A 23509-nucleotide genomic window follows, 5' to 3' on the forward strand; every position below is an offset into this window, starting at 1 on the left:
ATGGCTCACATCGTCAACCACAATCCCGCAACGGTCCATCCTCCCGCCGGCGGTTACAGCATGGGACTTGAATTGACGCAGCATCGCCGCCTGTTGTTCGTCAGCGGCCAGGTGCCCGAGAAAACCGACGGCACCGTGCCCGAAGGTTTCGAGGCGCAATGCGCGCAGGCCTGGCGCAACGTGATCGCGGTGCTCGCCGCCGCGGGCCTTGGCGTCGAGCATCTGGTCAAGGTCACCACGTTCCTGACTGACCGGACTCAAGTCGTTACCAATCGCACCATTCGCAGCAAGGTGCTCGGCGAACATCGGCCGGCGCTGACGGTCGTGGTCGTCGAGACCGTTGACAGCAAATGGCTGCTGGAGATCGAGGCGATCGCCGCGGAATGAAGCCGGCTTCGCCAACCCTGCAATGAGCCCTCAGGTGTCCAATGGCTGAGAACATCCATCCCTTCTACGAGACGCATCGGAGCGCCATGGAGACCGCCATGCGCGATCGGCTCGACCTTGCCGAAGCGATGTTGCGCGAGCGCACGCATGTCACCGACATCGACGGGATCAGGCGGGAGGTGATGGACGAATTCGAGATTGTCCTCACCCAGATGCCCTACGTCGGCGGCGCGGCAAGCCGCATGAGCGATTTCTTCATGGGCCTGATGGGGTTCATGGCCATCAGCCGGGTGCTGCGACGACACGGCGTGCCGGTGCCTGTGATTGGCGAGATCGAGCGAGACACCTACAAGGCGCAATTGCTGACCGTATCAGAAGCGGAGCGTCTCGCCTCGGGGCGACAATTCGTGTCGCCGGAGAACCAGGCCTTGCTGCGCGAGCAGGCGGCAAGGAGCGTTACAAAAGCGCATCAGGAAGAGTTTCCGGAAGACTTCGTCTACGATTTCGTAGAGCCGGGTCCGCAAGACAGCTTCGAATTCGGCATCAACTACAAGGCCTGCGGCTTTTGCAAGCTCGCAGCGCGCCACGGGGACAAGGACATCCTGCCGAACATCTGCGGCCTCGATTTCGTCGCCTACGCAGCGCGTGGCATCCGCCTGGAGCGCACACAAACATTGGCGGGCGGCGCGAGCCACTGCAATTTCCGCTTCTCGCGGCTACCGCCGGATGAGGCCGTGAACCCATAAATCGGCCGCGCTCACGGCTCGCGAAAGTCCGCCATGCCCCGGTGGCGATCAAATTGCGCATCGCGTGCCTTGAGCCAGATCAAGGTAGAACTTCAGGCCGGCCATATCCTCAGTGCTTGCCGACGTGGCGATGCAAAGTCGTTGCGGTAGTGTGCCGGTCCTTGCGCTGGATCACGACATTGCAGGGAGACCGCCGATGATGGAGCCGCGCAATCGAGTTGTTCAAGTCAGCCTCTTCGGTGATCCCGAGAGGCTGGAGGTGGTCGACGCTCCCTTGCCGACCGCCAGCCGGGGCGAGATGCGGGTCCGTGTACTTGCGTCGAGCCTCAACTACACCGAGGTGTTGATCAGGCGCCATCTATACCCGCAAACGATGGGCCTCCGGCCGCCGTTCGTAATGGGCTACGACGTGGTCGGGGCAATCGATCAGCTCGGTGAAGGCGTGCACGACTTTCAGATTGGCGACCGCGTGGCCGACATGACGGTGGTCGGGTCAAACGCCGACTATCGCACGCTTCGAGCGAACGACGTGGCCCGCGTGCCGGAGGGCGTAGACGCGGCGGAGGCGGCCACACTGATCTTGAGCTGGACGACCGCGTACCAGCTTCTGCACCGCGCGGCCCGGGTCCAGCGAGGCCAGCGCGTGCTCGTGCACGGCGCCGCCGGCGCCGTCGGCCAGGCGCTGCTCATGCTCGGGAGATTGGCCGGCATCGAGCTGTGGGGCACCGCGCGCGGCGAGCACATGGCGCTCGTCCGAGAGCTAGGGGCAACGCCGATCGACTACCAGCATGAGGACTTCACGCGGGTCCTGCCGGGCGGGTTCGACGTTATCGTCGACGGCGTTGGCGAAGACGGCTATCGCCGCTCATACGCGGCGCTCAAGCCAGGCGGCCTGCTCTGTGCCATCGGTTTCTCGGCGAGCGTGCAAGCGCAGCGTCGCATGCTCCCTATCGTGATGGAGATCGCGCGCCTTTACCTGTGGAGATTGTTGCCCGGCGGCAAGCGGGCCCGGTTTTACTCGGTAAATGCCATGCGGGCGCGACATCCCACCTGGTTCAAGGAGGACTTGGAGCGTCTGTTCGGGCTTTTGGCAACTGGTGCCATCCGGCCGCGCATCGCCGAGCGGATCTCCTTCGACGAGGTCGCCGATGCTCACCGTCGCCTCGAGACTGGGGGCCTCGAGGGCAAGCTCGTGCTGTGCCCGGATCTCTCGTCGCGACACAACCAGCGCGCCGCCTGAAACGGCGCTCCAGACATGTATCCGCGGATAGATTCCTGGATTGCTTCGCTGCGCTCGCAATGACGGAGTTTGGGTCGCGGTCCTGAGCCCATCGACCTTAAAGGCACGGCGCCATGATGACGTTGTGCTCCTGTTTTGCCCGACGTGTCAAACGTCGTTGCGGCGGGGGCTCAAGCCACCTCGCGCCAAATTCTTCAATGATTTGTACTGTGCATGGGGTTGTTTTCGCGTTTTTTGTTTTGAGGGCCTATCTACTCCGCTGCTTTTTCCCTCAGCCGCTGCGCGTAGACGTTGATGACCAGCGCCGCGAGCAGGATCAGGCCGCGGATCAGGATCTTCAGGAAGCTGTCGATGTTGACGTGGTCGAGGCCGTTATTCAGGACACCGAGAACGAACAGCCCGACGATGGTGTTGCCGATGCCGCCGCGGCCGCCGAACAGGCTGGTGCCGCCGACGACGACGGCGGCGATGGAGTCGAGCAAATAGGTGTCGAACTCGTTCTGCTGCGCGCTGCCGAAATGGGCGACGCCGAGCATGCCGCCGATGCCCGAGCAGACCGCCGAGATCACCATGACGGCGCCGAGGATGAGCTTGACGTTGAGGCCGGAATATTCGGCCGCCTCGCGGTTGCCGCCGACCATGTAGACGTAGCGGCCGAAGCGCGTGTAGGTCAGCACCAGATGGCCGCCGAGCAGCATGATCGCCGCGACGATGACGATCCAGGGGATGCCGCCGATCGAGCCCGAGCCGAGCGTGGTGATCAGGCCGGGCACCTTGTAGGCGATCTGGCCGCGCACCAGCAGCGCCGAGACGCCGGCCGCGATCTGCATCATGGCCAGCGTCATGATGAAGGAGGGGATGCCGATCACGGTCAGGCCGAGCGCGTTGACGAGGCCGAGCAGCGCGCAGAGCAGGATCGACAGGATGATCGCGACCGCGCCGGGCAGGGGGATGTTGGCGATGTTGACGTAGGATTCCTGCAGCGTGAAGTAGGCGACCGCGATGCCGGTGACGTTGGCGATGCTGGCGATCGAGAGGTCGATCTCGGCGCAGAGGATCACGAAGGTGAGGCCGACCGCGATGATGCCGGTCACCGACACCTGCGTCAGGATGTTGCCGAGGTTGTCCAGCGTCGCGAAGGAGGGGCTGGCAAGGGCGAAGAAGGCGGAGAGGAAGATCAGGGTGAGGAACGGCGCGATGTTGCGCATCTGCGAGCGCAGGAAGGGCGCAACGCCGCGCGGCCGCTGACCCGCCGCCAAAGCCGTCTCACTGCTCGCCATGGTGCTTCTCCGTCACGCCGCTTCCAGCAGGCGGTCCTTGCTGACCGGCTCGTTCTTGAATTCCCGCACCAATGCGCCGCGCTTGAGCACGAGGATGCGGTCGGCCAGCGACAGCACCGTTTCCGGCTCGGTCGACAGCACGATGACCGCGAGCCCCTTGGCGCGGAGATCGCGGACGATGTTGATGACGTCGTTCTTGGCGCCGACATCCATGCCCCGGGTCGGCTCGCACAGCACCAGCAGCTTCGGCGGATAGGTCAGCCATTTTGCCAGCGCCACCTTCTGCTGGTTGCCGCCGGAGAGCATGCCGAGGTCGAGACCGACCACCGGCGGCCTGATCTGCAACTGTTCGACCTGGCGCTTGGCGATGTCGCGCTCCTGCGCCGGCTTGAGCAACAGCGACGAGATGCGGTCGAGAATGCTGATCGAGATGTTCTTGTAGACCGGCTCCTGGTGAAACAGCATGGCGCGCCGGCTCTCCGGCACCAGCGCCACGCCGGCGCGCCGCGCCGCCGCCGTGCTGGCGAAGGTTTTTGGCTTGCCCTCGACGGCGAGCGTGCCGCCGTCCGGCTTCAGCTTGCCGAACAGGATGCGCGACAGCTCCTGCTGGCCGCAGCCCATGAATCCGTAGATGCCGAGCACCTCGCCGGCGCGCGCCTCGAAGGAGATGTCCTTCAGGCTGCGGGCCAGCGACAATTGGTCGACCTTCAGGACCACGGAGCTGTCGCTCGGCCGTGGCAGCATGAGGTCATCGGTGTAGCTGTGCTCGAGCGCTTCGCCGCCGCGGCCGATCATGGCCTCGATCAGCGCGCCCTTGCTGGTCGCAGCCGCGGCCGTCTCGGCGACCTTCCGCCCGTTGCGGAACACGGTCACCGTGTCGGACACGAGCAGGATGTCCTCGATGAAATGCGAGATGAAGACGATTGCAGTGCCTTCCTCGCGCAGCCGCCGGAGCGTCGCGAACAGCCGCTCGACCTCGGGCGGGGAGAGGGCGGAGGTCGGCTCGTCCAGGATGACGATGCGGGCGCCGGAGAACAGCACCCGGGCGATCTCGATCAGCTGCTGCAGCCCGATCGGGAGGTCGCCGAGCCTGGACATCGGATCGACGTCGATGCCGAAGCGGGCGAGCTGCTCGCCGGCCTCGCGCGCCATGCGCCGCCATTGCACGAGGCCGAACCGGTTGGTCGGCTGGTTGCCCAGGAACACGTTCTCGGCGACCGTGAGATCGGGCGCGACGCTCAGCTCCTGATGCACCATGGCGATACCGGCCGCGTGCGCATCGCGGGCGGAGCGGAAATGCGTCTCCTTCCCGTCGATCAGGAAGCGGCCGGAGAATTCGCTGTGCACGCCGGCGATGATCTTCATCAGCGTGCTTTTGCCGGCGCCGTTCTCGCCGACGAGACCATGGATCTCGCCGGGTGAGAGCGCGAAATCAACACCACGAAGCGCTTCGACGCCGCCGAAGCTCTTCGTGATGCCTTGCAGTTCCAGGATGGGCGAACGAACCTCAGGCATGGAGGCTCAGATCAGGAAGTGATCTTCCATCCATTGCATGCCGGCGGCGTTGGCCTTGGTCACGACCGGGCCGTCGGTGATGACGTGCTTGGGAATGCCCTGTCCGCTCTTCTCGCCGCCGACCACGGCGGAAACGCCCGCGATGATCGCGCCGCCATGGATGCGGCAGGACGGATTGCGCACTGTCGCGAACATGCGGCCCTCGCTCACCGCCTGGATCGCCGGCGGCATCGCATCGACGCCGCCGATCAGGATGTTGGTGCGATTGCGCGCCTTCATGATGTTGGCGGCGGCCAGCGCCATGTCGTCATTGTGGAAGAACGCCGCGTCGATCTGCGGATATTTGGTCAGGTAGGTTTCCCAGAGGCGCGCGGTTTTCGACACGTCCCAGTCGGCAGGCTGGGTGTCGAGCACCTCGATGTTCGGGAACTGCTTGACGACGGTGTTGAAGCCCTTCGCCCGGCCTTGCGCGCCGGTATGGCCGAGCGCGCCCTGCGTCATGATGATCTTGCCTTTGCCGCCCATGGCGTTGCACAGCGCCTGCGTCACCGAGGCGCCCATGAACTCGTTGTCGGGGGCAAGGAAAGAGTGGACGTTGATCTGGTCGAGCGGGGCAATCAGCGTGTCCATGTCGATCACCGGCGTGCCGGCATCGATCATCTTCTGTACGGGCTGGGTGAGGGTGCCGATACCGAAGGCCTGGATCGCGACGAAGTCCCACTTTTGCGAGGCCATGTTGTCGATCGCCGCGCGCTGCTTCACCGCATCGAGCTGGCCGTCGAACCAGGTCACCTCGACATTGAACAGCTTGCCCCAGAATTCCGCCGCCTGCTTGCCCTGGGCGCACCAGGTGGCCTGGAGGCCCGCATTGGAGAAGGCCGCCTTCAGCGGCTTCTCGGATCGTCCGACCTCGGCTGCAAGGGCGGGGTTTATGCCCATGCTGCCGAGAAGGGCAGTCGCGGCGCCGGCGGTCGCCGCCGCCTGAAGAAGATCGCGCCTCGTCGTCGAGAAATCTTTCGTCCCGGACATCGCTCGCTCCCATAAAATTTTCGTCGGCGCGTCATTGATTGCGCGACCGATGTCCGAAAGTCTCTCACAAGAGTTCCCGCCACTCAATCTGCAATCGATCGCGAGATCGCCGCAGCCCGTGTTGGTGCAGCGCAAAGCGTCAGGCCGGAATAGTGGCGAAGGCGTCGATCTCGACGAGCAGCTGGTCCCAGGCCTGTGCGATTTCCGGCGACCATTCGTCGCCGAGGAGGTCGCGCAGCGTATCCCTGATGACGGCGAAGAACGCGATGAACAGCTCGCGCGGGGTGCCGTAGCCATCGTGCGAGGCGACCTCGCAGGCGATCAGCCTGAAATGGCCCTGACGCTCACCGGCGAAGTCGAGGATCGCCTCGATCGTCAGCGCAAGCATTGATCCCATCACCAGCTCGCTGCCCTGCGAGCGGAACATGGTCTGCGTTTCGGGATGCTGTTCGAACAGCCGTTGGTAGACGAGTGGCGTGAGATCCGCGCAACGCGAGGCTGCGAGTTCGAAGCTGCTTTCGATTGGATTAGAGGGAGCGCTCATCGGCATCGAAGCCATGCGGGCAAAAGAAGCCTTGCGGGCAAAAAAAGAGCGGGGCCCTAGCCCCGCTCGAAAATTGTGTCGACCCTATTATCCCCGATTCTAAGATTTGCTCTTGATTGACGGGGCGACGCTGCGTTTTGCGCGCCAGGGGCTCCTCCCGAGACTTGGACCACCAGACTTCGACCTCGCGGCCAGCCTGAGCAAGAGGGATGCTAGATCAACTTTTCTCACTTGTCATCATTTTCGGCAACGATTGTTCAAAATTAGAGCAGCTGACGAAATGATCGGGCTGTTTGCCCCGTAAGCATATGACAAATATAAGAAATCTGTGGACGGGGCGGGTTGCCGGACTGCCTCAAATGCCGGACGTCCCATCCCGTGGGGCGGCAGGAGCACAGTTTTCGAGAAATTTGCGCTGGGCCAAGAAGCCGGCGGAACTGACCTCGACTCAGGTCTCGGCGAGGTGTTTAGTTCGTAGGCGAACGAATGGCTCGGCGGATGCGCGCACGGCTGCAAAAATTCCTACCCCTGGTCCTGCTCGCTTTGGCGATGCAGGTGCTGGCGCCGATTGCCGCCTGTCTGGCGGCCGGCCAGGCCGTGGCCGATCCGTTGTCTGCCGGCGTCATCTGCCACAGCGCCAGCGAGCAGGGCGGTCTGGACGACCAGACCGGCGCGCCGACCGCACATGGCGCCGCGTGCGCGCTGTGCTGCCTGGCGCAGGCAGGCGCATCGCTCGATTCGCCGCCGCACGTTGCGCTCGCCATTCCCTTCCGCCACGCCGCGCGCGTGGTGTTGCATGCGGCGGATGTATCCGCCGTGGCGATCCATAAGGGCACAAGCGCCCAGGCGCGCGCACCACCTCAATTTTCCTGACGACCCTCGTGATTGCCGCGGTCCGTCCGCTGGCGATCGATGCTGTCGAAGGGCCGGAGAGAAAGCCGGCGTCAGGAATGCCCCATGTTACGTTGTCATGCCCGCCGTGGCGTGAGCGCCGTCGCGGTCCAGGCCGCGCTGCTTGCGTCGTCGAGCGGAGTCTTTGCCCAAAGCACGAACACGGAGCTGCCGGCGGTGACCGTTGAGGCGCCGCAGACTGCCCGTGCCAAACCAGTCACCCGGCCTTCGCAACCGCGATCCGCTTCGGCCGGCCGCGCAGCGAGGCCCGTTACGCCGAGTGCGAGCGTCGGCGCGTCGACCCCAAACCGGGCCGTGACGGCCAGCGCGGCGCGAGACGGTCTCAATCAGGCGCCAACCGGCCAGACCGAGACGACCATCTATCGCAGCCAGTTCGACAACCGGCCGGCGGTTACCGTGGCCGACGTGCTGCGCGAGAGCCCCGGCATATCGGTGAAGCAGGGCAACGGACCCCGCGATATCGGCATCTCGATCCGCGGCTCCAACGCCCGCAACGGCTTCGGCATCCGCAATCTCGTGATCTTCGACGACGGCTTCCCGGTCACGCAACCGGACGGCCTGTCGCGCAGTGACCTGATCGATCCGCGGGCCTACAGTGCGATCGATGTGATCCGCGGCCCGTCGTCGGCGCTCTACGGCAACTATGCCACCGGCGGCGCGCTCAATTTCCGGACACGGCCGGGCGGCACGATCGACGGCGTCGAATATGGCGTCGACGGCGGCAGCTACGGCTATCTCAACAATTACCTCGCGGCCGGCAAGAAAGTCGGGAACTTCGAGGGCTCGCTGTTCGCAAGCGACACGCGAGGCGACGGCTATATCGGCAATAGCTGGTTCAATACGCAGACCGTCAACTTCCTCGGCACGCTCAAGGCGACGCCGGACGATCGTTTCACGGTCAAGATCATCAACAAAGACCTCAGCACGCGGCTGCCGATCCGGCAGTCGCTGAACCAGTACTATCAAAACCCTTTCCAGCAGGGCTGTGCGACCGGCGTCTCGGCCGCCGCCGGATGCGGCACGGTCACACTGTTCAACAACGGCTTCAATGCAACCGCTGGAACCGACAAGGAGACGGCCGTGCAGGCCGGGCTCGGCCGCAACGACCGCCGCACCATCGTCGGCGGCCGCTGGGAGCACGATTTCGACAACACCACGACCTGGCGCAACCAGTTCGTGTTCGACGACAGGAACATCAATCAGCCGACCGGCACGACCAGCGCGATCGGCGATTTTCCCTCGTACAATTTCATGAGCGACGTCACCAAGCGGGGCGAGATTCTCGGCCTGGAATCGACCACGTTCTTCGGTGCCTTCTACAACACCCTGACGGCCTCGAGCGACACGCGGAACGTCATGCCGGGGGGCAATGCCACACTCGGCAGTCTGTCGAGCAATCTTTATAGCCAGACGACCAATTACGGCGTTCGCGCGCGGGAAGAGCTCAAGCTGACGACATCCTTGACGGCTGTCGCAGGCATCGGCTGGGAAACTACCGTTCTCAAGGGGATCAACACTGCGTATGCGTACGCTGGCCCCACTGGCATTACCACGACGACGCTGACGACCGCGGACAGGCAATTCCAGAACACCGCGCCTGAACTAGCCTTGCTTTATACGGTGAACAACGAGTGGGTGCTCAGGGGGCGGGTTGCTACGGGGTACGGCACTCCGCAGGTTTCGAACCTGTTTGTCCTGCCGAGTGGGCTGTCGGGCAACAATACCCAGCTCCAGGCTCAGAAAAATCTGGGCTACGACCTCGGTTTCGACTGGACACCGAACAACACGCTCAAAGTCAGCGCGACGGGCTTCTACGAGTTCTTTCGCGACGAACTTGTATCGCAGGCAACACCTGTCAATTCACCTAACCCGAGCTACACGTTCAATGCGCCGCGCTCGGAGCATCGCGGCATCGAGCTTGCGGCCGATTGGAAGTTCTATCCGGGCTGGCGGTTCATGGCGGCGTACACCTACCTCGACGAGGTCTACACGGAGTATGTCGAGAACATCACCAATGGCGCGGTGTTCAGCTTCAACCGGGCAGGCAACAAGATACCGGGCATCTCGCCCAACGAGTTGACGGCGCGGGTTGGCTACGACGAGCTTGCCGGGCCGCTGGCAGGCCTCGGAGGCTTCGTCGAGGTCCAGTGGAAGGACTCCTTCTACATGGACAATGCAAATCTGTTGAAGGCGCCGGGTTATGAGCTGGTCAATTTGAACGTCCACTACAAGACCGATCTCGTGTCCGACACTTTCAGATCCCTGAACCTGTTCCTCGAAGTCAGGAACGTTTTCGACCGTACCTACGTCGCGTCGGCAAACAACATCGCCAATACGGTGACGGCGGCCGGCCTTCAAAATCCTGCGAGCGTGCTCGCAAACACGACGGGATCGATCTACGCGGGCTCGCCGCGCCTGTTCGTTGCGGGTATGAAGGTGGCATTCAGATGATCCGGGCTCTCGAAGGGAATAGGGCCATGGTCCGAAGTGGCTTGCTTGGGATAATCGCTCTTGCATTCCTGCAAGGTGCGGCGCTCGCGCAAATGCACGGTCAGCATGCCTCCGAAGCGGCGTGTGAGGAGCCGACGTTGCGCTGCGCAACCAAGGTGACGCCCGCATTCGGACCGGACGGAACGCTGTGGCTGGTCTGGATGGCGGGCGGGCAGGTGTCGGTTGCGAACTCGCCGGATGCGGGGCGCAGCTTCTCGGTGCCCACCCAGGTCACGACGAAGCGGCTGAACCTTGATTGGGGGCCGGATGCGCGGCCCAAGATCGTGGTCGATCGCAAGGGCGGCATCGCGCTCGCATTCTCGATCTTCAGGGATGAGGCCTTCAACGGCCAGGTGCTCTTCACACGCTCAGCCGACGGCGGGAAGAGCTTTGCGGAGCTGAGGCCCATCACCGCCAACAACGAGAGCCAGCGCTTTGAGGCGCTGGCGCTCGATCAGGACGGAACGGTCTTTGCGGCATGGCTGGACAAGCGCAATCGCGTTCCCGCGAAGGAGGCAGGACGGAAGTACGAGGGAGCGGGGCTGTTCTTCGCCTCGTCGCGCGATGGCAGCGCCACCTACGCGGAGGCGAAGCTTGCGCGTGACAACACCTGCGAATGCTGCCGGTTGGGGCTGACATTCGCGGCGCCCGGGCGTCCGGCCGTGATCTTCAGAAATATCTTCGAGGGCGGCGTGCGCGATCACGCGGTCATGACCTTCGCCGACGTCTCGACGCCGGGGGAAATCCATCGGGTCAGCAATGACGACTGGCAGATCAACGCCTGCCCGCATCACGGACCGAGCCTCACCGTTGCGCCGAACGGGACCTATCACGTCGCCTGGTACACGAACGGCAAGGCGCGCAAGGGACTGTTCTACGCCCACTCGCGCGACGAAGGCCGCACCTTCTCTGCGCCCATGGCGCTAGGGCAGCCGGGCCGCAATCCGACGCGTCCTTACGTGCTCGCAAGTGCTGTGGGAACGGTGATGGTCTGGAAGGAGTTCGACGGCGAGAAGACCTCGGTCCAGATGATGATGTCCCGCGACGATGGCGAGAGCTGGTCGCCGCCGAAGACGATATCGAGCACGACCGACACATCCGATCATCCCTTGCTCGTCTCCAATGGCCGACAGGTCTATTTGTCATGGATGACGAAAGCGGATGGCTATCGGCTCACAGCAATCGAGGACCAGCCATGAGACGTCGATTTGCGGGCATTCTGGGTCTGGGTATCGTGGTCGCGTCAACGGCTACGCTGGGAGCAGCGCCGGCCCTGAAACCGTTCGAGCGCGGCACCTGGCAAGGCGTCCTTAGGGGGCATGCGGGTCGCCCGACGCTCGTGCATTTCTGGGGCGTGACCTGCGGCCCCTGCAAGGTCGAGCTGCCGTTGCTCGGGCAGTTTGCGAAGGACCATCCCGGGATCGACGTGGTCACGATCAGCGCCGATCTCGTGCCGAACTTGCCGGCGGCAACGCAGTCGATGCTTGACAAGGCGGGGCTGTCGTCGACCGAGAACTTCATCTTCAACGACGGTTTTGTCGAGCGTTTGAGGTTCGAGATCGACCCCGCCTGGCAGGGCGACATTCCCCGGACCATGCTCATCTCCCGGGACGGGACAATCACGACGATCGAAGGCTCGGCCGAGATGGCCGATCTCGAAAAATGGTCGGGCCAACAGCTCGCCACACACTGAAATTCAATCTGCAAACGGGAATACCGATATGAAGACCATGTTGAAAGATGTGCTGCTCGCAGCGTTCGCTCTCGCGCTCTGTGCAGCACCAGCGGCGGCCGAGGACGTCAAGGCCGGCGATCTCGTCATCTCGCAGGCCTGGAGCCGGGCGACGCCGGGCGGCGCCAAGGTCGCCGGCGGCTATCTCACCATCGAGAACAAGGGGACAACGGCGGACAGGCTGGTCAGCGTTTCCGCCGACATCGCGGGGAAGACTGAGGTCCATGAGATGGCGATGGACAACGGTGTGATGAAGATGCGTCCGCTCGACAAGGGGCTCGTGATCGATGCCGGCAAGACGGTGAAGCTCGCGCCCGGCGGCAATCATCTGATGCTCCAGGAGCTGAAGGGGCCGTTCAAGCAGGGTGACAAGGTACCGGTGACGCTGGAGTTCGAGAAGGCCGGCAAGGTCGCCGTCTCCCTCGACGTCCAGGGCGTCGGTGCGCAGGCGCCCGGCGACGGCGGGCACATGATGAAGAAAATGCCGGATCATTCGGGAATGAAGATGTGATGAAACAGATCAAGTCTCCGATGACCTCGCCTCGAAATTTCGCGGGCCTTGCGCTCGCGATGGCTGCCTTGCTGTCGGTTGCCGCGACACCGCTTGCGGCGGCGACGGACGACGACAGCTTCTTCACGCACCTGCACACCGAGAAGGCGATGGCCAACGTCACGGTCTCGCCGGGGCGCGCCGGCCCGGTCGAGATCGCCATCCAGCTCGAAACCACGGACGAGACGCCGCTCGCGGCGAGAGCCGTGTCGGTGACGCTCGTGGACACGCAGTCCGGCCGGAAGCTCGCGCCGGTCGAGGCTTCGCGCGACGGCGAGGACAGCTGGCACGTGAAGGTCGCGCAATTGACACCCGGACGCTGGATGCTGGGTCTCGGAATTTCGATCTCCGAGGCCGATCATGTCAGCGTGGAATCACCGATCCTGATCAAATGACGTTGTCGAAGGGGCCAAACATGTCGAAGAAATCCTGCCTGTTCCTGATCGCCGCGCTGGCCGCGTCGCCTGCATCGGCGCATATCACGCTCGAGACCAAGCAGGCGACGGTTGGTTCCTACTATAAGGCCGTCTTCGCCGTGCCGCACGGCTGCGCGGGTTCGCCCACGGTGAAGATCAGGGTGCAGATTCCGGAAGGCGTGATTGCGGTGAAGCCGATGCCGAAGGCGGGCTGGAGCGTCGATGTCTTCGAAGGCAAGTACGCCAATGAATACGACTATCACGGCAACAAGCTTGCCTCCGGCGTCAGGGAGGTGGCCTGGTCCGGCGGCAAGCTGCCGGATCACAATTACGACGAGTTCGTCATCAGCAGCTTCCTGACCAACAGTCTGAAGCCGAACACGACGCTGTATTTCCCCGTCGTCCAGGAGTGCGAGACCGGCGTCAGCCGCTGGATCGAGATCCCGGTGGACGGGGCAGGGCATTCGCACGAGGGCAAGTCGCCGGCGCCAGGCGTGAAGCTCCTGTCAAAGCCCTGATGCGCCTGCTCGCCGCGCTCGCTACGCTCCTCTGCGTTGTCGGCTTCACGACCGGCGCGTCCGCACATGCGGCGCTCGTCGCGGTCGAGCCGGCGAGCGGCAGTATGCTTGCGAGCGCGCCGGTGGCGGTGGAGCTGCGCTTCAACGAGGCGGTAACGCCGGGCGCAATCCAATTGATCGACGGCGCCGGCAGGGCGCGGGACGATGCGCGCGTCAGCGCGTCGGGCGAAACGATCTCGGTCGCAATGCCGCCCGACCTGCCGCAGGGCACCGCGGTCGTCAGCTATCGCGTGATCTCGCAGGACGGCCATCCCGTCGCGGGATCGGTGATCTTTTCGATCGGCATGCCGACGGGGACGCAACCTCCTGCCAATGCTGATCGCGGGTTGAGCGTGCTGATCTGGCTGGCGCGCGTCGGTCTCTATCTCGGGCTGTTCGTCGGTGTCGGAGGCGTGTTCTTTGCGCGCTGGGTTGCGTGGTCGACGACGGGCATGACCGTTCCACGCGTGGCGCTCGCCATCGGCATTCCGAGCGCCGCTGTCTCTCTCGGGGTGTTAGGCCTGGATCTTCTCGGGCTGCCGCCAGCGGCTCTCGCGACGGCCGCCCCCTGGAAAGTCGCGTTCGCGACCAGTGCCGGCCCCGCGCTGCTGGTTGCGATTGCTGCGATGCTGTTCGCGTTGATGGCGCTGCGCAGCGCATGGTACGCGCGCGCTCTTGCGATCATCGCGCTGGTCGGCGTCGGCCTGTCGCTTGCCATGACCGGGCACGCCGCAACGGCCCCGCCGGAGGCTTTGACCCGGCCGGCGATCTTTCTCCACGGCCTCGGCGTCACCATCTGGATCGGTGCTCTCGCGCCGCTGGTCGCGCTGGTGTCGGAGCCGACGACTGCGACGCTCCCCGTCGTGAACCGCTTTTCCCGCATCGCTGCGCTGGCGGTCGGCGTGCTGGCCTTGACCGGCCTCGCACTCGCGATCGTTCAGCTCGAAAAGCCGGTCGCGCTGGTCGAGACCCGCTACGGACTCATCCTCTCGATCAAGCTTGCATTGGTCACGGGATTGCTGGCGCTTGCCGCGCTCAATCGGTTCAGGCTGACACCGGCCCTGGCCCTGGCCCGGAACGAGACAGGGACGCCCGCGCTCAAGCGCTCGATCATGCTGGAAGGCGCGATCGCACTCGCCATCCTTGCCGTCGTCGCCGGCTGGCGCTTCACCCCGCCACCGCGGACGATCATTCCCGAGACGCCCTTGGCGATCCACATCCACAGCGACAAGGCGATGTTCCAGGTGCTGGTCTCGCCGGGCAAGGCCGGGCTCGACGATTTCGTGCTTCAGCTCATGACCGGCGAGGCCACGCCGCTGATCGCGAAGGAGGTGACGCTGACCCTGAGTCTGCCGGAGCGCGGCATCGAGCCGATGGAGCGGGGCGCATCGCTTGGGCCGGACGGCTACTGGCACGTGCGCAAGGTCGAGCTCCCCTTCGCCGGCCGCTGGCATGTGCGGATCGACGCGCTGGTGACCGATTTCGAGAAGGTCACGCTGGAGGACGAGCTCGATCTGGGGCTGCCTTAAAGCGCGCCGGTGCGGTTCATGCTGAACCTGAAGGCAACGGAAAAATGACAGGAATTCCGCCGCCTTAGCGGCTTTTCCTCATTCCCGGTCTTGTGTTTTCGCTCCCAATCCGCTTTCACTGCAGGCGATCACTGATTCCCAGAGTATTGCCATGCGGTTGTCGCGATTCTTTCTGCCCATCCTGAAGGAAAATCCGAAAGAGGCGGAGATCGTCTCGCATCGGCTGATGCTGCGCGCCGGCATGATCAGGCAGGAGGCGGCCGGCATCTATGCCTGGCTGCCGCTCGGCTTCCGCGTGCTGAAGAAGATCGAGCAGATCGTGCGCGAGGAGCAGGACCGCTCCGGCGCGCTGGAACTCTTGATGCCGACGCTCCAGCTGGCCGACCTCTGGCGCGAGAGCGGCCGTTACGACGCCTATGGCCCGGAAATGCTGCGCATCGCCGACCGCCACAAGCGCGAGCTGCTGTATGGGCCGACCAACGAGGAAATGATCACCGAGATCTTCCGCGCCTACGTCAAGTCCTACAAGAACCTGCCGCTGAACCTCTATCATATCCAATGGAAATTCCGCGACGAGCAGCGTCCGCGTTTCGGCGTGATGCGCGGCCGCGAGTTCCTGATGAAGGACGCCTATTCCTTCGACCTCAACGAGGCCGCAGCGCGCGTCTCCTACAACAAGATGTTCGTCGCCTATTTGCGCACCTTCGCGCGGATGGGGCTGAAGGCGATCCCGATGCGCGCCGAGACCGGCCCGATCGGCGGCGATCTCAGCCACGAGTTCATCGTGCTTGCGGAGACTGGCGAATCCGGCGTTTTCATCAATCGCGACGTGCTGGACCTGCCGGTGCCGGGCGAGGACGTCGACTATGACAGCGACCTGACGCCGATCATCAAGCAATGGACCTCGGTCTATGCGGCGACGGAAGACGTGCACGACGCCGCGCGCTTCGAGCAGGAAGTGCCTGCGGACAAGCGGGTGAACACCCGCGGCATCGAGGTCGGGCAGATCTTCTATTTCGGCACGAAGTATTCCGATGCGATGAAGGCACTGGTTGCGGGCCCCGACGGTGTCGATGTGCCGATCCATGGCGGCTCCTACGGCGTCGGCGTCTCGCGCCTGCTGGGCGCCATCATCGAGGCCTGCCATGACGATGCCGGCATCAAATGGCCGGAGGCGGTGGCCCCGTTCCGCGCGTCGATTCTCAACCTCAAGCAGGGCGATGCCGCGGTCGATGCGGCCTGCGAGAAGCTCTACGCCGAGCTCACCGCCAAGGGCGTCGACGTGCTCTACGACGACACCGATCAGCGGGCCGGCGCCAAATTCGCCGCCGCCGACCTGATCGGCATCCCCTGGCAGATCATGATCGGGCCGAAGGGCCTCGCCGAGGGCAAGGTCGAGATCAAGAAGCGCAGTGACGGCTCTCGCGAGACGATGTCGCCTGCGGACGCGGTCGCCCGGCTGGTCGGCTGAATATTGTTCATCGCGCGATATCGCGGCCGCCAATCCGGCCACAATTGACCCCGAATCATGGGATTATCGAGCGATGGATGAGACCATGACCGAGACCAAGCAAACCGCGCCTTTTGCGCCATTCGAGTGGATGCTGTCGGCGCGCTATCTGCGGGCGCGCCGCAAGGAGGGATTCATCTCGGTCATCGCCGGGTTCTCCTTCCTCGGCATCATGCTCGGCGTGGCGACGCTGATCATCGTCATGGCTGTCATGAACGGCTTCCGCAAGGAGCTGCTCGACAAGATTTTGGGCCTCAACGGCCACATCCTGGTGCAGCCGCTGGAATCGCCGCTGACCGACTGGAAGGACGTCGCCGACCGCCTCAGCCAGGTCCAGGGCATCCGGCTCGCAGCGCCCGTGGTCGACGGCCAGGCGCTGGCGTCCTCGCCGTGGAACGCCTCGGGCGTCCTGGTGCGCGGCATCCGCTCCGACGACCTCAACAACCTCACCTCGATCGCCAAGAACATCAAGCAGGGCTCGCTCGAGGGCTTTGACGACGGGCAGGGGGTCGCGATCGGCCGCCGCCTCGCCGACCAGCTGTCGTTGCATGCCGGTGACAGCGTGACGTTGGTGGCGCCGAAGGGCGCAGTCACCCCGATGGGCACGACGCCGCGCATCAAGCCCTACAAGATCGTCGCGGTGTTCGAGATCGGCATGTCCGAATACGATCTCGGCTTCGTGTTCATGCCACTGGCTGAAGCTCAGGCCTATTTCAACCGCAGCAACGACGTCACCTCGATCGAGGTGTTCACCACCAACCCCGACAAGATCGACGCCTTCCGCAAGGCGGTGACGGAGGCCGCGGGCCGGCCGGTGTTCCTAGTCGACTGGCGGCAGCGCAACTCGACCTTCTTCAACGCGCTCCAGGTCGAGCGCAATGTGATGTTCCTGATCCTGACCATGATCGTGCTGGTCGCCGCGCTCAACATCGTCTCCGGCCTGATCATGCTGGTGAAGGACAAGGGCAGCGACATCGCGATCCTGCGCACGATGGGCGCCTCGCAAGGCTCGATCATGCGCGTCTTCCTGATCACGGGCGCCTCGATCGGCGTGGTCGGGACGCTGGTCGGCTTCTTCGTCGGCCTCGTGATCTGCCTCAACATCGAGTCCATCAGGCAATTCCTGTCCTGGCTGACCAGCACCGAGCTGTTCTCGCCGGAGCTCTACTTCCTGTCGAAGCTGCCCGCCGAGATCGACGTCGGCGAGACCACGGCGGTCGTCATCATGGCGCTGACGCTGTCGTTCCTTGCGACGCTGTACCCGTCGTGGCGCGCCGCGCGCCTCGATCCCGTCGAAGCGCTGCGGTACGAGTGAGGGGCTGATGGAGAGCCAGCAGGGGGCGGAAGATGTACCGGTCATTTATCTCCACGAGATAAAGCGGCAGTACTTGCAGGGCGAGGTGCCGCTGACGATCCTCGACAACGCCAAGCTCGCGCTGTGGGCCGGGCAATCGGTGGCGCTGGTCGCGCCGTCGGGCTCGGGCAAATCGACGTTGCTGCACATCGCAGGGCTGCTTGAAGCACCCGATTCCGGCGAGGTCTACGTCAACGGCGCGCCGACCTCGCAGCTGCCCGACATCGAGCGTACCCAGCTCCGCCGCACCGATATCGGCTTCGTCTATCAGTCGCACCGGCTGCTGCCGGAGTTCTCGGCGCTCGAGAACGTGATGATGCCGCAGATGATCCGTGGTCTGAAGAAATCGGAGAGCGTCAAGCGCGCCAAGGAGATCCTTGGCTATCTCGGCCTCGGCGACCGCATCACCCATCGGCCCGCGGAATTGTCGGGCGGTGAGCAACAGCGCGTCGCGATCGCGCGCGCGGTCGCCAACGCGCCGCGTGTGCTGTTCGCGGACGAGCCGACCGGCAACCTCGATCCGCACACGGCCGATCACGTCTTCCAGGCGTTGATGCAGCTGGTCAAGGCGACCAAGGTCTCCATGCTCATCGCGACCCACAACATGGAGCTCGCCGGCCGCATGGACCGGCGCGTGTCGCTGTCGAACGGCCAGGTCGTCGAGCTCGAATAATAAAAACTGCGAAAACAACCCCATGCGCAGTAGCCGGCCTTGGCCGGCTACGATCGGGGTGACGCCTTCCAGCCATTTGACATGTCAGGCCTTTCGGCTGCGACGGCGCATCGCCGCAGCGGTGGGGCCGTTACGGCCTGATCACCGTCAATTTGAACGGTCCGCCATTCGCCGCGGCGTGTTCCACCGCCTCGTTGGCGTGGTCGAGGTCGAACGCCGTCGCCTCGTATTCGTCCAGCCGTAACAATCCCGCGCGCACCAGGGCGATCAGGCGGCTTGCCGCATCCGGCGGATACATCCAGACGCCGTGGATGCTGATGCAGTTGCGCATGATCCAGGGGTAGGGCAGATCGAGGCCTGCGCCGCCCGCCATGCCGACGCCGCCCATCAGCACGACGCGGCCGTAAGCGCGCACCGTCATGATCGCCGCGCGTACGACGGTCGTGCTGACCGAGGGTGGCATGATGTCGAACACGCAGTCGATCGGTCCCGGTGCGGCGCGCTTCATGCTTTCGCAGTCGTCGCTCTCGTTGCCGGTGAGTTTCACCGGCTTCACCCGATCGCCGAAGCGGCGGACGAGGTCGGCCAAAATCCTGTCGTTGCGACCCGGCGCGACCACGCAGGCCGCGCCCATCGCGAGCGCGACGGAGACGGCGGCGCTGCCGAAATTGCCGGTGGCGCCGCTCACCAGCACGGTCTCGCCGGGTTGAAGGTTGGCGGCGAGGAAGCCGCCATAGGGCACCAGCGCCGTCCCCAGCGCGCACCATTGCGAGGCTTCCGCGGACGTGATCGCGCCAAGCCGCTTCACATTCTCGGTCGGCACGCGCATCCGCTCGGCATAGGAGCCGTGGCGAAAATGCCGTTGCAGGCGCATACCGCCGGGGCCGGCGGCCGTGAGCCCTTGCAGGGCGATATCGGGCGCCACGATGTCATCGCGCGAACGCACCGTCGGGTCGCAGAACACCCAGTCGCCAACGGCGAGCTTGGTCGCGTCCGGGCCGATCGCGCGCACCCGGCCGATGCCGCCGGGACCCGGGATGATCGGCAGGTCGAGCGCGTAGTTTCGTTCGCCGCTGAAGACCTCGTTCATGTAGGACAGGACGCGCGTGGCGACGACGTCGACGATGACCTCGCCGGTGCCGAGCACCGGCTCCGGCACATTCTCGATCACCAGCGGCGATCCGAAGGATTTGAGTACGGCAGCTTTCATGATGTTCACCTCAAAGTCGGGTGAAAAGGCATATGCGCCGCCTTGGAAAGGTCAGCAAGGCCTGGTATTATCCTAGTATTACGAAGGCCCTCCATCGGAGCGCAACATCATGGCCGACCCGCGCCGCATCGAATTCGGCGACTTCCTGCGGTCCCGCCGCGAAAAGCTGACGCCGAAGACGGTCGGTCTTCCCGCGGGCAGCCGCCGGCGCACCGCGGGCCTGCGCCGCGAGGAGGTCGCCCAGCTCGCCGGCATCGGTGTCGACTGGTACATCCGTCTCGAGCAGGGGCGCACCGTCAGCCCGTCGGTCACCACCGTCGATGCGCTCGCCCGTGCGCTGCGGCTGAGCAAGACCGAGCATGCGCATCTCAAGGCGCTGGCGCGCGACGGCGACAAGCGGGCGTTCACGCGCGAGATCGTGCCGCCGCCGATCCTGCGGCTGATCGAGAGCCTGCCGCATCCGGCCTATATCACCGGGCGGCGCTGGGACGTGCTGGCCTGGAACGAAGCCGCCGAGCAGGTTTTTGCGTTCGGCCGGTTACCGGAGGAGGATCGCAACACGATGCTCCTGATGATGACCAACAAGCAGACGCGCAAGGCTTACGGCGCGGGCTGGGCGGAGGTCGCCAAGCGCATGGTCGCGATGTTTCGCGCCACCCACGACGTCTGGGCCGGCGATCCCGCCTTTGCGGAGTTGCTGACGCGGCTGCGGCAGGGCAGCCCGGAATTCGTCAAATGGTGGGAAGCCCACGAGATCCGCAGCACCGCCTCGGGCCTCAAGACGATGTCTCATCCAACTCTGGGCGTGCTGCATTTCGAGCACACGAGTTTTCAGGCCAACGACGATCCCGCGCTGAAGCTCGTGATCTATACGCCGGTCGGGGCGTAGAACGCCGTCATCAGATCGGGAAGGCCACCGGCATATGTCCGGCGGCCTCCGCGCTTATTGTGGTTTGCGGGGCGGCGCCCCGACTAGAGATCGATGCTGACGGCGATATTGCGGCCCTGCAGTTCGGCAATCTTCATTCCATCAGCCTGCAGCTGCGCGAACTCCGGGTCCTTTGCCACGGCCTCCTGCACCTTGCCGTAGACTTCCCAATTGGAGTAGCGCGTCGTAACCAGCAACTCTCCTGCCCAGTGACCGGTGTGGAAACGGGAGAGCCGAAGAAACTCGGCACCGTGTTTTTCAAAGATTTTCTTCGCCTGCCGGATGATCTGGACCGTTTCCTCGACCTTGTCGGTTTTGAAGCGAGTAAATTGAACGATCGGCATGGGCTACCTCCATAGCTGTGTAAACTGTCCAAGAGGCATGTATCGAGCGACGTTTGAGGAGCGAACCTCCCGTTCGATCTCGATGAAGGTTCGTCTTCGGCGGCGTGATCCTGGTTCAGGCTTCGCGAGCGGAATCAACTCTCCCCTTTCTCGGGCGCTTTAAATGCGCCGCGCGTGCCTTGCCCAGCCGGGCTCCCTTGGCATTGTCATTGCTGCCGGCCAACGGTTTCACTATCGACCCGCTTGATGGCGGGTGGATTCCACACGCCGGTCAATGCCTCCGACTTTGGCGCATAAAGACGCATGGTGAGGTTGAACGGGCTTGTGGGCGCGGGCAGCCAGTTGGCTTCGCGATCGCCGCCCGGATTGTCATTCTGGACGTAGAGCGTGAGCGATCCGTCGGCGTCGCGCTTGAACGGCATCCAGCTGCTCACCGCAAAGCGATTGAGTGGATTGGCAACCTGGAAGCCTTCATCGTCATACAGGGTGATTGACCAGAATGCCTCGACCGGCGGCACCGCGTCCTTGGCAAAGCGGACGATGTATTTGTTTGCGCCGTCGAGCGGCTTGCCGTTTTCATCGCCAACACTGTTCGGGTAGATCGCGTCCTCCGGCAGATTAGCGCCGAGTCCGAGCTGCGCGACGATCGCGCGCTTCAAGTAGTAGTTCCCGTAAACGCCCATCGTGTCCGTGTTCATGGACCAGTGATTTGCGACGCGCGCCAGCGTTGGGATTTTCCATGCCATCAGTTTTTGCGCCTGAGCCGGCGCATCCTCGATAGCTTTCCGTACCGTGGAATCGGCTTTGGTCATATCGAACGTCTTGCCCGGTTCGAGCCCTATCCGCGCCATGCGCGCGATGATCGGCTCATCTGTGATGTGTGGCGGGTGGACCTTGGATAGCTCCGCCGCATAGGCAAAAAACTTATCGCCTGCCATCGTGTCGACTTGCAGCTTCGGCGGCGTCTTGACGTCAACGTTGGGATCGATGGTCTGTGTCACGGCGACCGGGGGCTTACCCCATCCAGATAGCGGTGTGATCTTGTACCCCTTCTGCACCTCGTGAACCGGAGCATAGTCGGCAGGACCATCGGTCTTGGTGCGGCCGATGATCCAGACATAAGGCGTCGGCGCGTCGATACGTGCGAAGCCCGCCGGCACGTTTCCGTTCCAGCCCGGCGGCGCGACCAGGAAATTCGCTGCCTTGGTGCCTGTCGTACGCCATCCCGGCGACGCGAACACATCGGTCCACATGTCGAGCATCGGCAGCAGGTAGTAGCGGCCACCGGTATCAGGAACCGAAACGACCATGGGTTCGCGGGTCAGGTCGAGCCAGGCGCTCGAATACAGCGTGTCGAAATTGGGCCGCACCACCGCCTTCATGTCTGCGGTCGGGTAGGCCTGGATATTGTCGAACGTGTTCGGAGGACCGCCTATTGCCGCAGTTTTGGGATCGGAATTGATGAGCTGCTTGCGCGTCAGGTCCATCGTCACGAGCGGATAGAAGTAAACATAGGCCTCCGCAGCGATCGCTTGTGCCTCTTCCGCAGAAATCGATTGAGCGGCGCTCGGGGTCGATGTCGACACGACGAGACTCAAACCCGACAGGATCGCAGCAAGCGACAACAGATGCTTTTGCATAAGGGTTCTCCAGAAATTCGCTGCATTGGCCGAGTGGGGCGATGTAGTGCCGCCACTGCGGGCGTTTTCCTATTCCCTCCAACTCAGGCAAAGGAGGATGAGCCAGCTAAGCGGCGAAGCGCCGCGTTCTGGTTGATCTAGATCAAGGGACGTCCGCCGACGGGTCACGAGCGGCGTTGCTCTGACGGATCGCTGCGCTCCGCTTGGCCCTCAAAAGCTGACGCCAGGCGATCGTGAGCCGACGCCCGAGACCGGCGTTTAGATGACGAGCTTCAGCACCGGATCGTCATTGGATTGCAACCTCGTGTGCTCGAAATGGAGCAGCCCTTCATCCGATGATTCATCGTCTTGAGGTCGGACGCTGACGATGTGAGCCCATCTGCCGAGAATAGCTCGATGAATACTCCGGCGTCTGCGCGCGGCCGATTGTGATAGGCACAGGGATCGTCACGTTGCCCGGTGAAATACGGAGTGGCGATGCGGGCGAGGGCGCGGCCGACGGACGCGCGGCGGCGCGATCGGGCGATTGTCGCCGATGAGCTTGCGGCGAACAGTCGCGGCTTGTGACCTATGACAAACGTCTGCGGCCTCAGAGTGGTGTTCGCGGCGAAGCGCGATCGAGTGATCGCAATGCACGCTGGTGGGCGGAGTTGCTGATTGTACCGAGGGACTCGTGGTGCTACGTTTGAGTACATCATTCCGTTTCGGTTTGATGCGGCGGGCGATCGGGCTTACGGACCGCCGCCCGTTCATTTGAAGTTGGAATAGTTGAGCCAATCGTGTCCCGCCTCCGGCCCCCCTTTTGAGTGCGGTCGGACGATGTTTTTCATTGGCCTCCGTTCTTCCCATTGACTCGGAGGCGGGCTTTTTTCAGTTGAACTTTGCAGCAAGTCGATCTTCGACATGTGCATACTGGCAAACCA

22 protein-coding genes are annotated in these 23509 nt (G+C 63.8%); 15 read left to right on the top strand and 7 right to left on the bottom strand.

The features are described from left to right. From AB7290_RS18895 to AB7290_RS18905, 3 genes are all read left to right on the top strand, one after another. A complete protein-coding gene (locus tag AB7290_RS18895; RefSeq protein ID WP_085400327.1) occupies nt 1-387 on the top strand; it encodes a RidA family protein in 387 nt (128 codons plus the stop codon). Nucleotides 388-428: 41 nt separating this feature from the next. Next, nucleotides 429-1133, top strand: coding sequence for an L-2-amino-thiazoline-4-carboxylic acid hydrolase (locus tag AB7290_RS18900; protein WP_085400324.1), 705 nt, complete (start codon nt 429-431; stop codon nt 1131-1133). 196 nt (nt 1134-1329) lie between these two features. After that, complete coding sequence (locus AB7290_RS18905) at nt 1330-2373, top strand: medium chain dehydrogenase/reductase family protein (protein WP_085400323.1); 1044 nt, start codon at nt 1330-1332, stop codon at nt 2371-2373. Nucleotides 2374-2624: 251 nt separating this feature from the next. Here the strand turns inward: AB7290_RS18905 and AB7290_RS18910 are convergent, their stop codons facing one another. The 4 genes from AB7290_RS18910 to AB7290_RS18925 form a co-directional block, all read right to left on the bottom strand. Continuing rightward, entirely contained in the window at nt 2625-3653 is a 1029-nt protein-coding gene (locus AB7290_RS18910; protein WP_071913403.1) for an ABC transporter permease, read from the bottom strand. 12 nt (nt 3654-3665) lie between these two features. Next, nucleotides 3666-5168 (bottom strand): sugar ABC transporter ATP-binding protein, encoded by a 1503-nt coding sequence (locus tag AB7290_RS18915; protein WP_071913405.1) that lies wholly within the window; start codon nt 5166-5168, stop codon nt 3666-3668. Nucleotides 5169-5174: 6 nt separating this feature from the next. Beyond that, complete coding sequence (locus tag AB7290_RS18920; RefSeq protein ID WP_063983001.1) at nt 5175-6197, bottom strand: sugar ABC transporter substrate-binding protein; 1023 nt, start codon at nt 6195-6197, stop codon at nt 5175-5177. 139 nt (nt 6198-6336) lie between these two features. Beyond that, entirely contained in the window at nt 6337-6741 is a 405-nt protein-coding gene (locus AB7290_RS18925; protein WP_085400390.1) for a globin, read from the bottom strand. A gap of 498 nt (nt 6742-7239) precedes the next feature. Between AB7290_RS18925 and AB7290_RS18930 the strand changes: the two genes are divergently transcribed. The 11 genes from AB7290_RS18930 (at nt 7240) to AB7290_RS18980 (ending at nt 18464) form a co-directional block, all read left to right on the top strand. After that, nucleotides 7240-7614 (top strand): DUF2946 domain-containing protein, encoded by a 375-nt coding sequence (locus tag AB7290_RS18930; protein WP_201266158.1) that lies wholly within the window; start codon nt 7240-7242, stop codon nt 7612-7614. 84 nt (nt 7615-7698) lie between these two features. Next, a complete protein-coding gene (locus AB7290_RS18935) occupies nt 7699-10104 on the top strand; it encodes a TonB-dependent receptor family protein (RefSeq protein ID WP_085400317.1) in 2406 nt (801 codons plus the stop codon). A gap of 26 nt (nt 10105-10130) precedes the next feature. Further along, nucleotides 10131-11342, top strand: a complete 1212-nt coding sequence (locus AB7290_RS18940; protein ID WP_085400315.1) for a sialidase family protein — start codon at nt 10131-10133, stop codon at nt 11340-11342. Further along, nucleotides 11339-11836, top strand: coding sequence for a TlpA family protein disulfide reductase (locus tag AB7290_RS18945; protein WP_085400314.1), 498 nt, complete (start codon nt 11339-11341; stop codon nt 11834-11836). Before AB7290_RS18940 ends, AB7290_RS18945 begins: the two co-directional genes overlap by 4 nt. A gap of 28 nt (nt 11837-11864) precedes the next feature. Further along, nucleotides 11865-12386: a copper chaperone PCu(A)C gene (locus AB7290_RS18950; protein WP_063983006.1), complete on the top strand. Its 522-nt coding sequence runs from the start codon at nt 11865-11867 to the stop codon at nt 12384-12386. Beyond that, nucleotides 12386-12820 carry a hypothetical protein gene (locus AB7290_RS18955; protein WP_071913414.1) on the top strand — a complete coding sequence of 145 codons (435 nt, stop codon included), beginning with the start codon at nt 12386-12388 and terminating at the stop codon, nt 12818-12820. The genes AB7290_RS18950 and AB7290_RS18955 overlap by 1 nt, the downstream gene beginning before the upstream one ends. Nucleotides 12821-12840: 20 nt before the next feature. After that, complete coding sequence (locus tag AB7290_RS18960; protein WP_085400388.1) at nt 12841-13359, top strand: YcnI family copper-binding membrane protein; 519 nt, start codon at nt 12841-12843, stop codon at nt 13357-13359. Continuing rightward, nucleotides 13359-14927 (top strand): copper resistance CopC/CopD family protein, encoded by a 1569-nt coding sequence (locus AB7290_RS18965; RefSeq protein ID WP_085400309.1) that lies wholly within the window; start codon nt 13359-13361, stop codon nt 14925-14927. Before AB7290_RS18960 ends, AB7290_RS18965 begins: the two co-directional genes overlap by 1 nt. Nucleotides 14928-15078: 151 nt before the next feature. After that, nucleotides 15079-16398, top strand: coding sequence for a proline--tRNA ligase (gene proS, locus AB7290_RS18970; protein ID WP_085400306.1), 1320 nt, complete (start codon nt 15079-15081; stop codon nt 16396-16398). A gap of 73 nt (nt 16399-16471) precedes the next feature. After that, nucleotides 16472-17752 (top strand): lipoprotein-releasing ABC transporter permease subunit, encoded by a 1281-nt coding sequence (locus tag AB7290_RS18975; RefSeq protein WP_014494909.1) that lies wholly within the window; start codon nt 16472-16474, stop codon nt 17750-17752. Between the two features lie 7 nt (nt 17753-17759). Continuing rightward, nucleotides 17760-18464 carry an ABC transporter ATP-binding protein gene (locus AB7290_RS18980; RefSeq protein ID WP_028153958.1) on the top strand — a complete coding sequence of 235 codons (705 nt, stop codon included), beginning with the start codon at nt 17760-17762 and terminating at the stop codon, nt 18462-18464. A gap of 130 nt (nt 18465-18594) precedes the next feature. Here AB7290_RS18980 and AB7290_RS18985 read toward each other — a convergent pair whose 3' ends face one another. Further along, nucleotides 18595-19674: an alcohol dehydrogenase catalytic domain-containing protein gene (locus AB7290_RS18985; RefSeq protein ID WP_085400387.1), complete on the bottom strand. Its 1080-nt coding sequence runs from the start codon at nt 19672-19674 to the stop codon at nt 18595-18597. A 109-nt stretch (nt 19675-19783) separates the two neighbouring features. Between AB7290_RS18985 and AB7290_RS18990 the strand changes: the two genes are divergently transcribed. After that, nucleotides 19784-20563 (top strand): helix-turn-helix transcriptional regulator, encoded by a 780-nt coding sequence (locus AB7290_RS18990; protein WP_085400303.1) that lies wholly within the window; start codon nt 19784-19786, stop codon nt 20561-20563. A gap of 83 nt (nt 20564-20646) precedes the next feature. Here the strand turns inward: AB7290_RS18990 and AB7290_RS18995 are convergent, their stop codons facing one another. Beyond that, complete coding sequence (locus AB7290_RS18995; RefSeq protein ID WP_063983013.1) at nt 20647-20946, bottom strand: hypothetical protein; 300 nt, start codon at nt 20944-20946, stop codon at nt 20647-20649. A gap of 206 nt (nt 20947-21152) precedes the next feature. Continuing rightward, the gene (locus AB7290_RS19000; RefSeq protein WP_354077674.1) at nt 21153-22586 is read right to left on the bottom strand and encodes a DUF1254 domain-containing protein; all 1434 of its coding nucleotides are present in this window, start codon (nt 22584-22586) and stop codon (nt 21153-21155) included. Nucleotides 22587-23509 lie beyond the last annotated feature (923 nt).

It is taken from the genome of Bradyrhizobium sp. 613_E4_N2_2, assembly GCF_052075995.1.
Classification (GTDB): Bacteria; Pseudomonadota; Alphaproteobacteria; order Rhizobiales; family Xanthobacteraceae; genus Bradyrhizobium; species Bradyrhizobium barranii.

Excerpts from the sequence above, each read along its gene's own strand:
- AB7290_RS18910 (WP_071913403.1), bottom strand. The coding sequence starts at position 3,653 with ATGGCGAGCAGTGAGACGGCTTTGGCGGCGGGTCAGCGGCCGCGCGGC.
- AB7290_RS18950 (WP_063983006.1), top strand. The coding sequence starts at position 11,865 with ATGAAGACCATGTTGAAAGATGTGCTGCTCGCAGCGTTCGCTCTCGCG.
- AB7290_RS18995 (WP_063983013.1), bottom strand. The coding sequence starts at position 20,946 with ATGCCGATCGTTCAATTTACTCGCTTCAAAACCGACAAGGTCGAGGAA.
- AB7290_RS18980 (WP_028153958.1), top strand. The coding sequence starts at position 17,760 with ATGGAGAGCCAGCAGGGGGCGGAAGATGTACCGGTCATTTATCTCCAC.
- AB7290_RS18895 (WP_085400327.1), top strand. The coding sequence starts at position 1 with ATGGCTCACATCGTCAACCACAATCCCGCAACGGTCCATCCTCCCGCC.
- AB7290_RS18985 (WP_085400387.1), bottom strand. The coding sequence starts at position 19,674 with ATGAAAGCTGCCGTACTCAAATCCTTCGGATCGCCGCTGGTGATCGAG.
- AB7290_RS18925 (WP_085400390.1), bottom strand. The coding sequence starts at position 6,741 with ATGAGCGCTCCCTCTAATCCAATCGAAAGCAGCTTCGAACTCGCAGCC.
- AB7290_RS18975 (WP_014494909.1), top strand. The coding sequence starts at position 16,472 with ATGGATGAGACCATGACCGAGACCAAGCAAACCGCGCCTTTTGCGCCA.
- AB7290_RS18935 (WP_085400317.1), top strand. The coding sequence starts at position 7,699 with ATGTTACGTTGTCATGCCCGCCGTGGCGTGAGCGCCGTCGCGGTCCAG.
- AB7290_RS18990 (WP_085400303.1), top strand. The coding sequence starts at position 19,784 with ATGGCCGACCCGCGCCGCATCGAATTCGGCGACTTCCTGCGGTCCCGC.
- AB7290_RS18905 (WP_085400323.1), top strand. The coding sequence starts at position 1,330 with ATGATGGAGCCGCGCAATCGAGTTGTTCAAGTCAGCCTCTTCGGTGAT.
- AB7290_RS19000 (WP_354077674.1), bottom strand. The coding sequence starts at position 22,586 with ATGCAAAAGCATCTGTTGTCGCTTGCTGCGATCCTGTCGGGTTTGAGT.
- AB7290_RS18945 (WP_085400314.1), top strand. The coding sequence starts at position 11,339 with ATGAGACGTCGATTTGCGGGCATTCTGGGTCTGGGTATCGTGGTCGCG.
- AB7290_RS18930 (WP_201266158.1), top strand. The coding sequence starts at position 7,240 with ATGCGCGCACGGCTGCAAAAATTCCTACCCCTGGTCCTGCTCGCTTTG.
- proS (WP_085400306.1), top strand. The coding sequence starts at position 15,079 with ATGCGGTTGTCGCGATTCTTTCTGCCCATCCTGAAGGAAAATCCGAAA.
- AB7290_RS18955 (WP_071913414.1), top strand. The coding sequence starts at position 12,386 with ATGAAACAGATCAAGTCTCCGATGACCTCGCCTCGAAATTTCGCGGGC.
- AB7290_RS18960 (WP_085400388.1), top strand. The coding sequence starts at position 12,841 with ATGTCGAAGAAATCCTGCCTGTTCCTGATCGCCGCGCTGGCCGCGTCG.
- AB7290_RS18915 (WP_071913405.1), bottom strand. The coding sequence starts at position 5,168 with ATGCCTGAGGTTCGTTCGCCCATCCTGGAACTGCAAGGCATCACGAAG.
- AB7290_RS18900 (WP_085400324.1), top strand. The coding sequence starts at position 429 with ATGGCTGAGAACATCCATCCCTTCTACGAGACGCATCGGAGCGCCATG.
- AB7290_RS18965 (WP_085400309.1), top strand. The coding sequence starts at position 13,359 with ATGCGCCTGCTCGCCGCGCTCGCTACGCTCCTCTGCGTTGTCGGCTTC.
- AB7290_RS18940 (WP_085400315.1), top strand. The coding sequence starts at position 10,131 with ATGGTCCGAAGTGGCTTGCTTGGGATAATCGCTCTTGCATTCCTGCAA.
- AB7290_RS18920 (WP_063983001.1), bottom strand. The coding sequence starts at position 6,197 with ATGTCCGGGACGAAAGATTTCTCGACGACGAGGCGCGATCTTCTTCAG.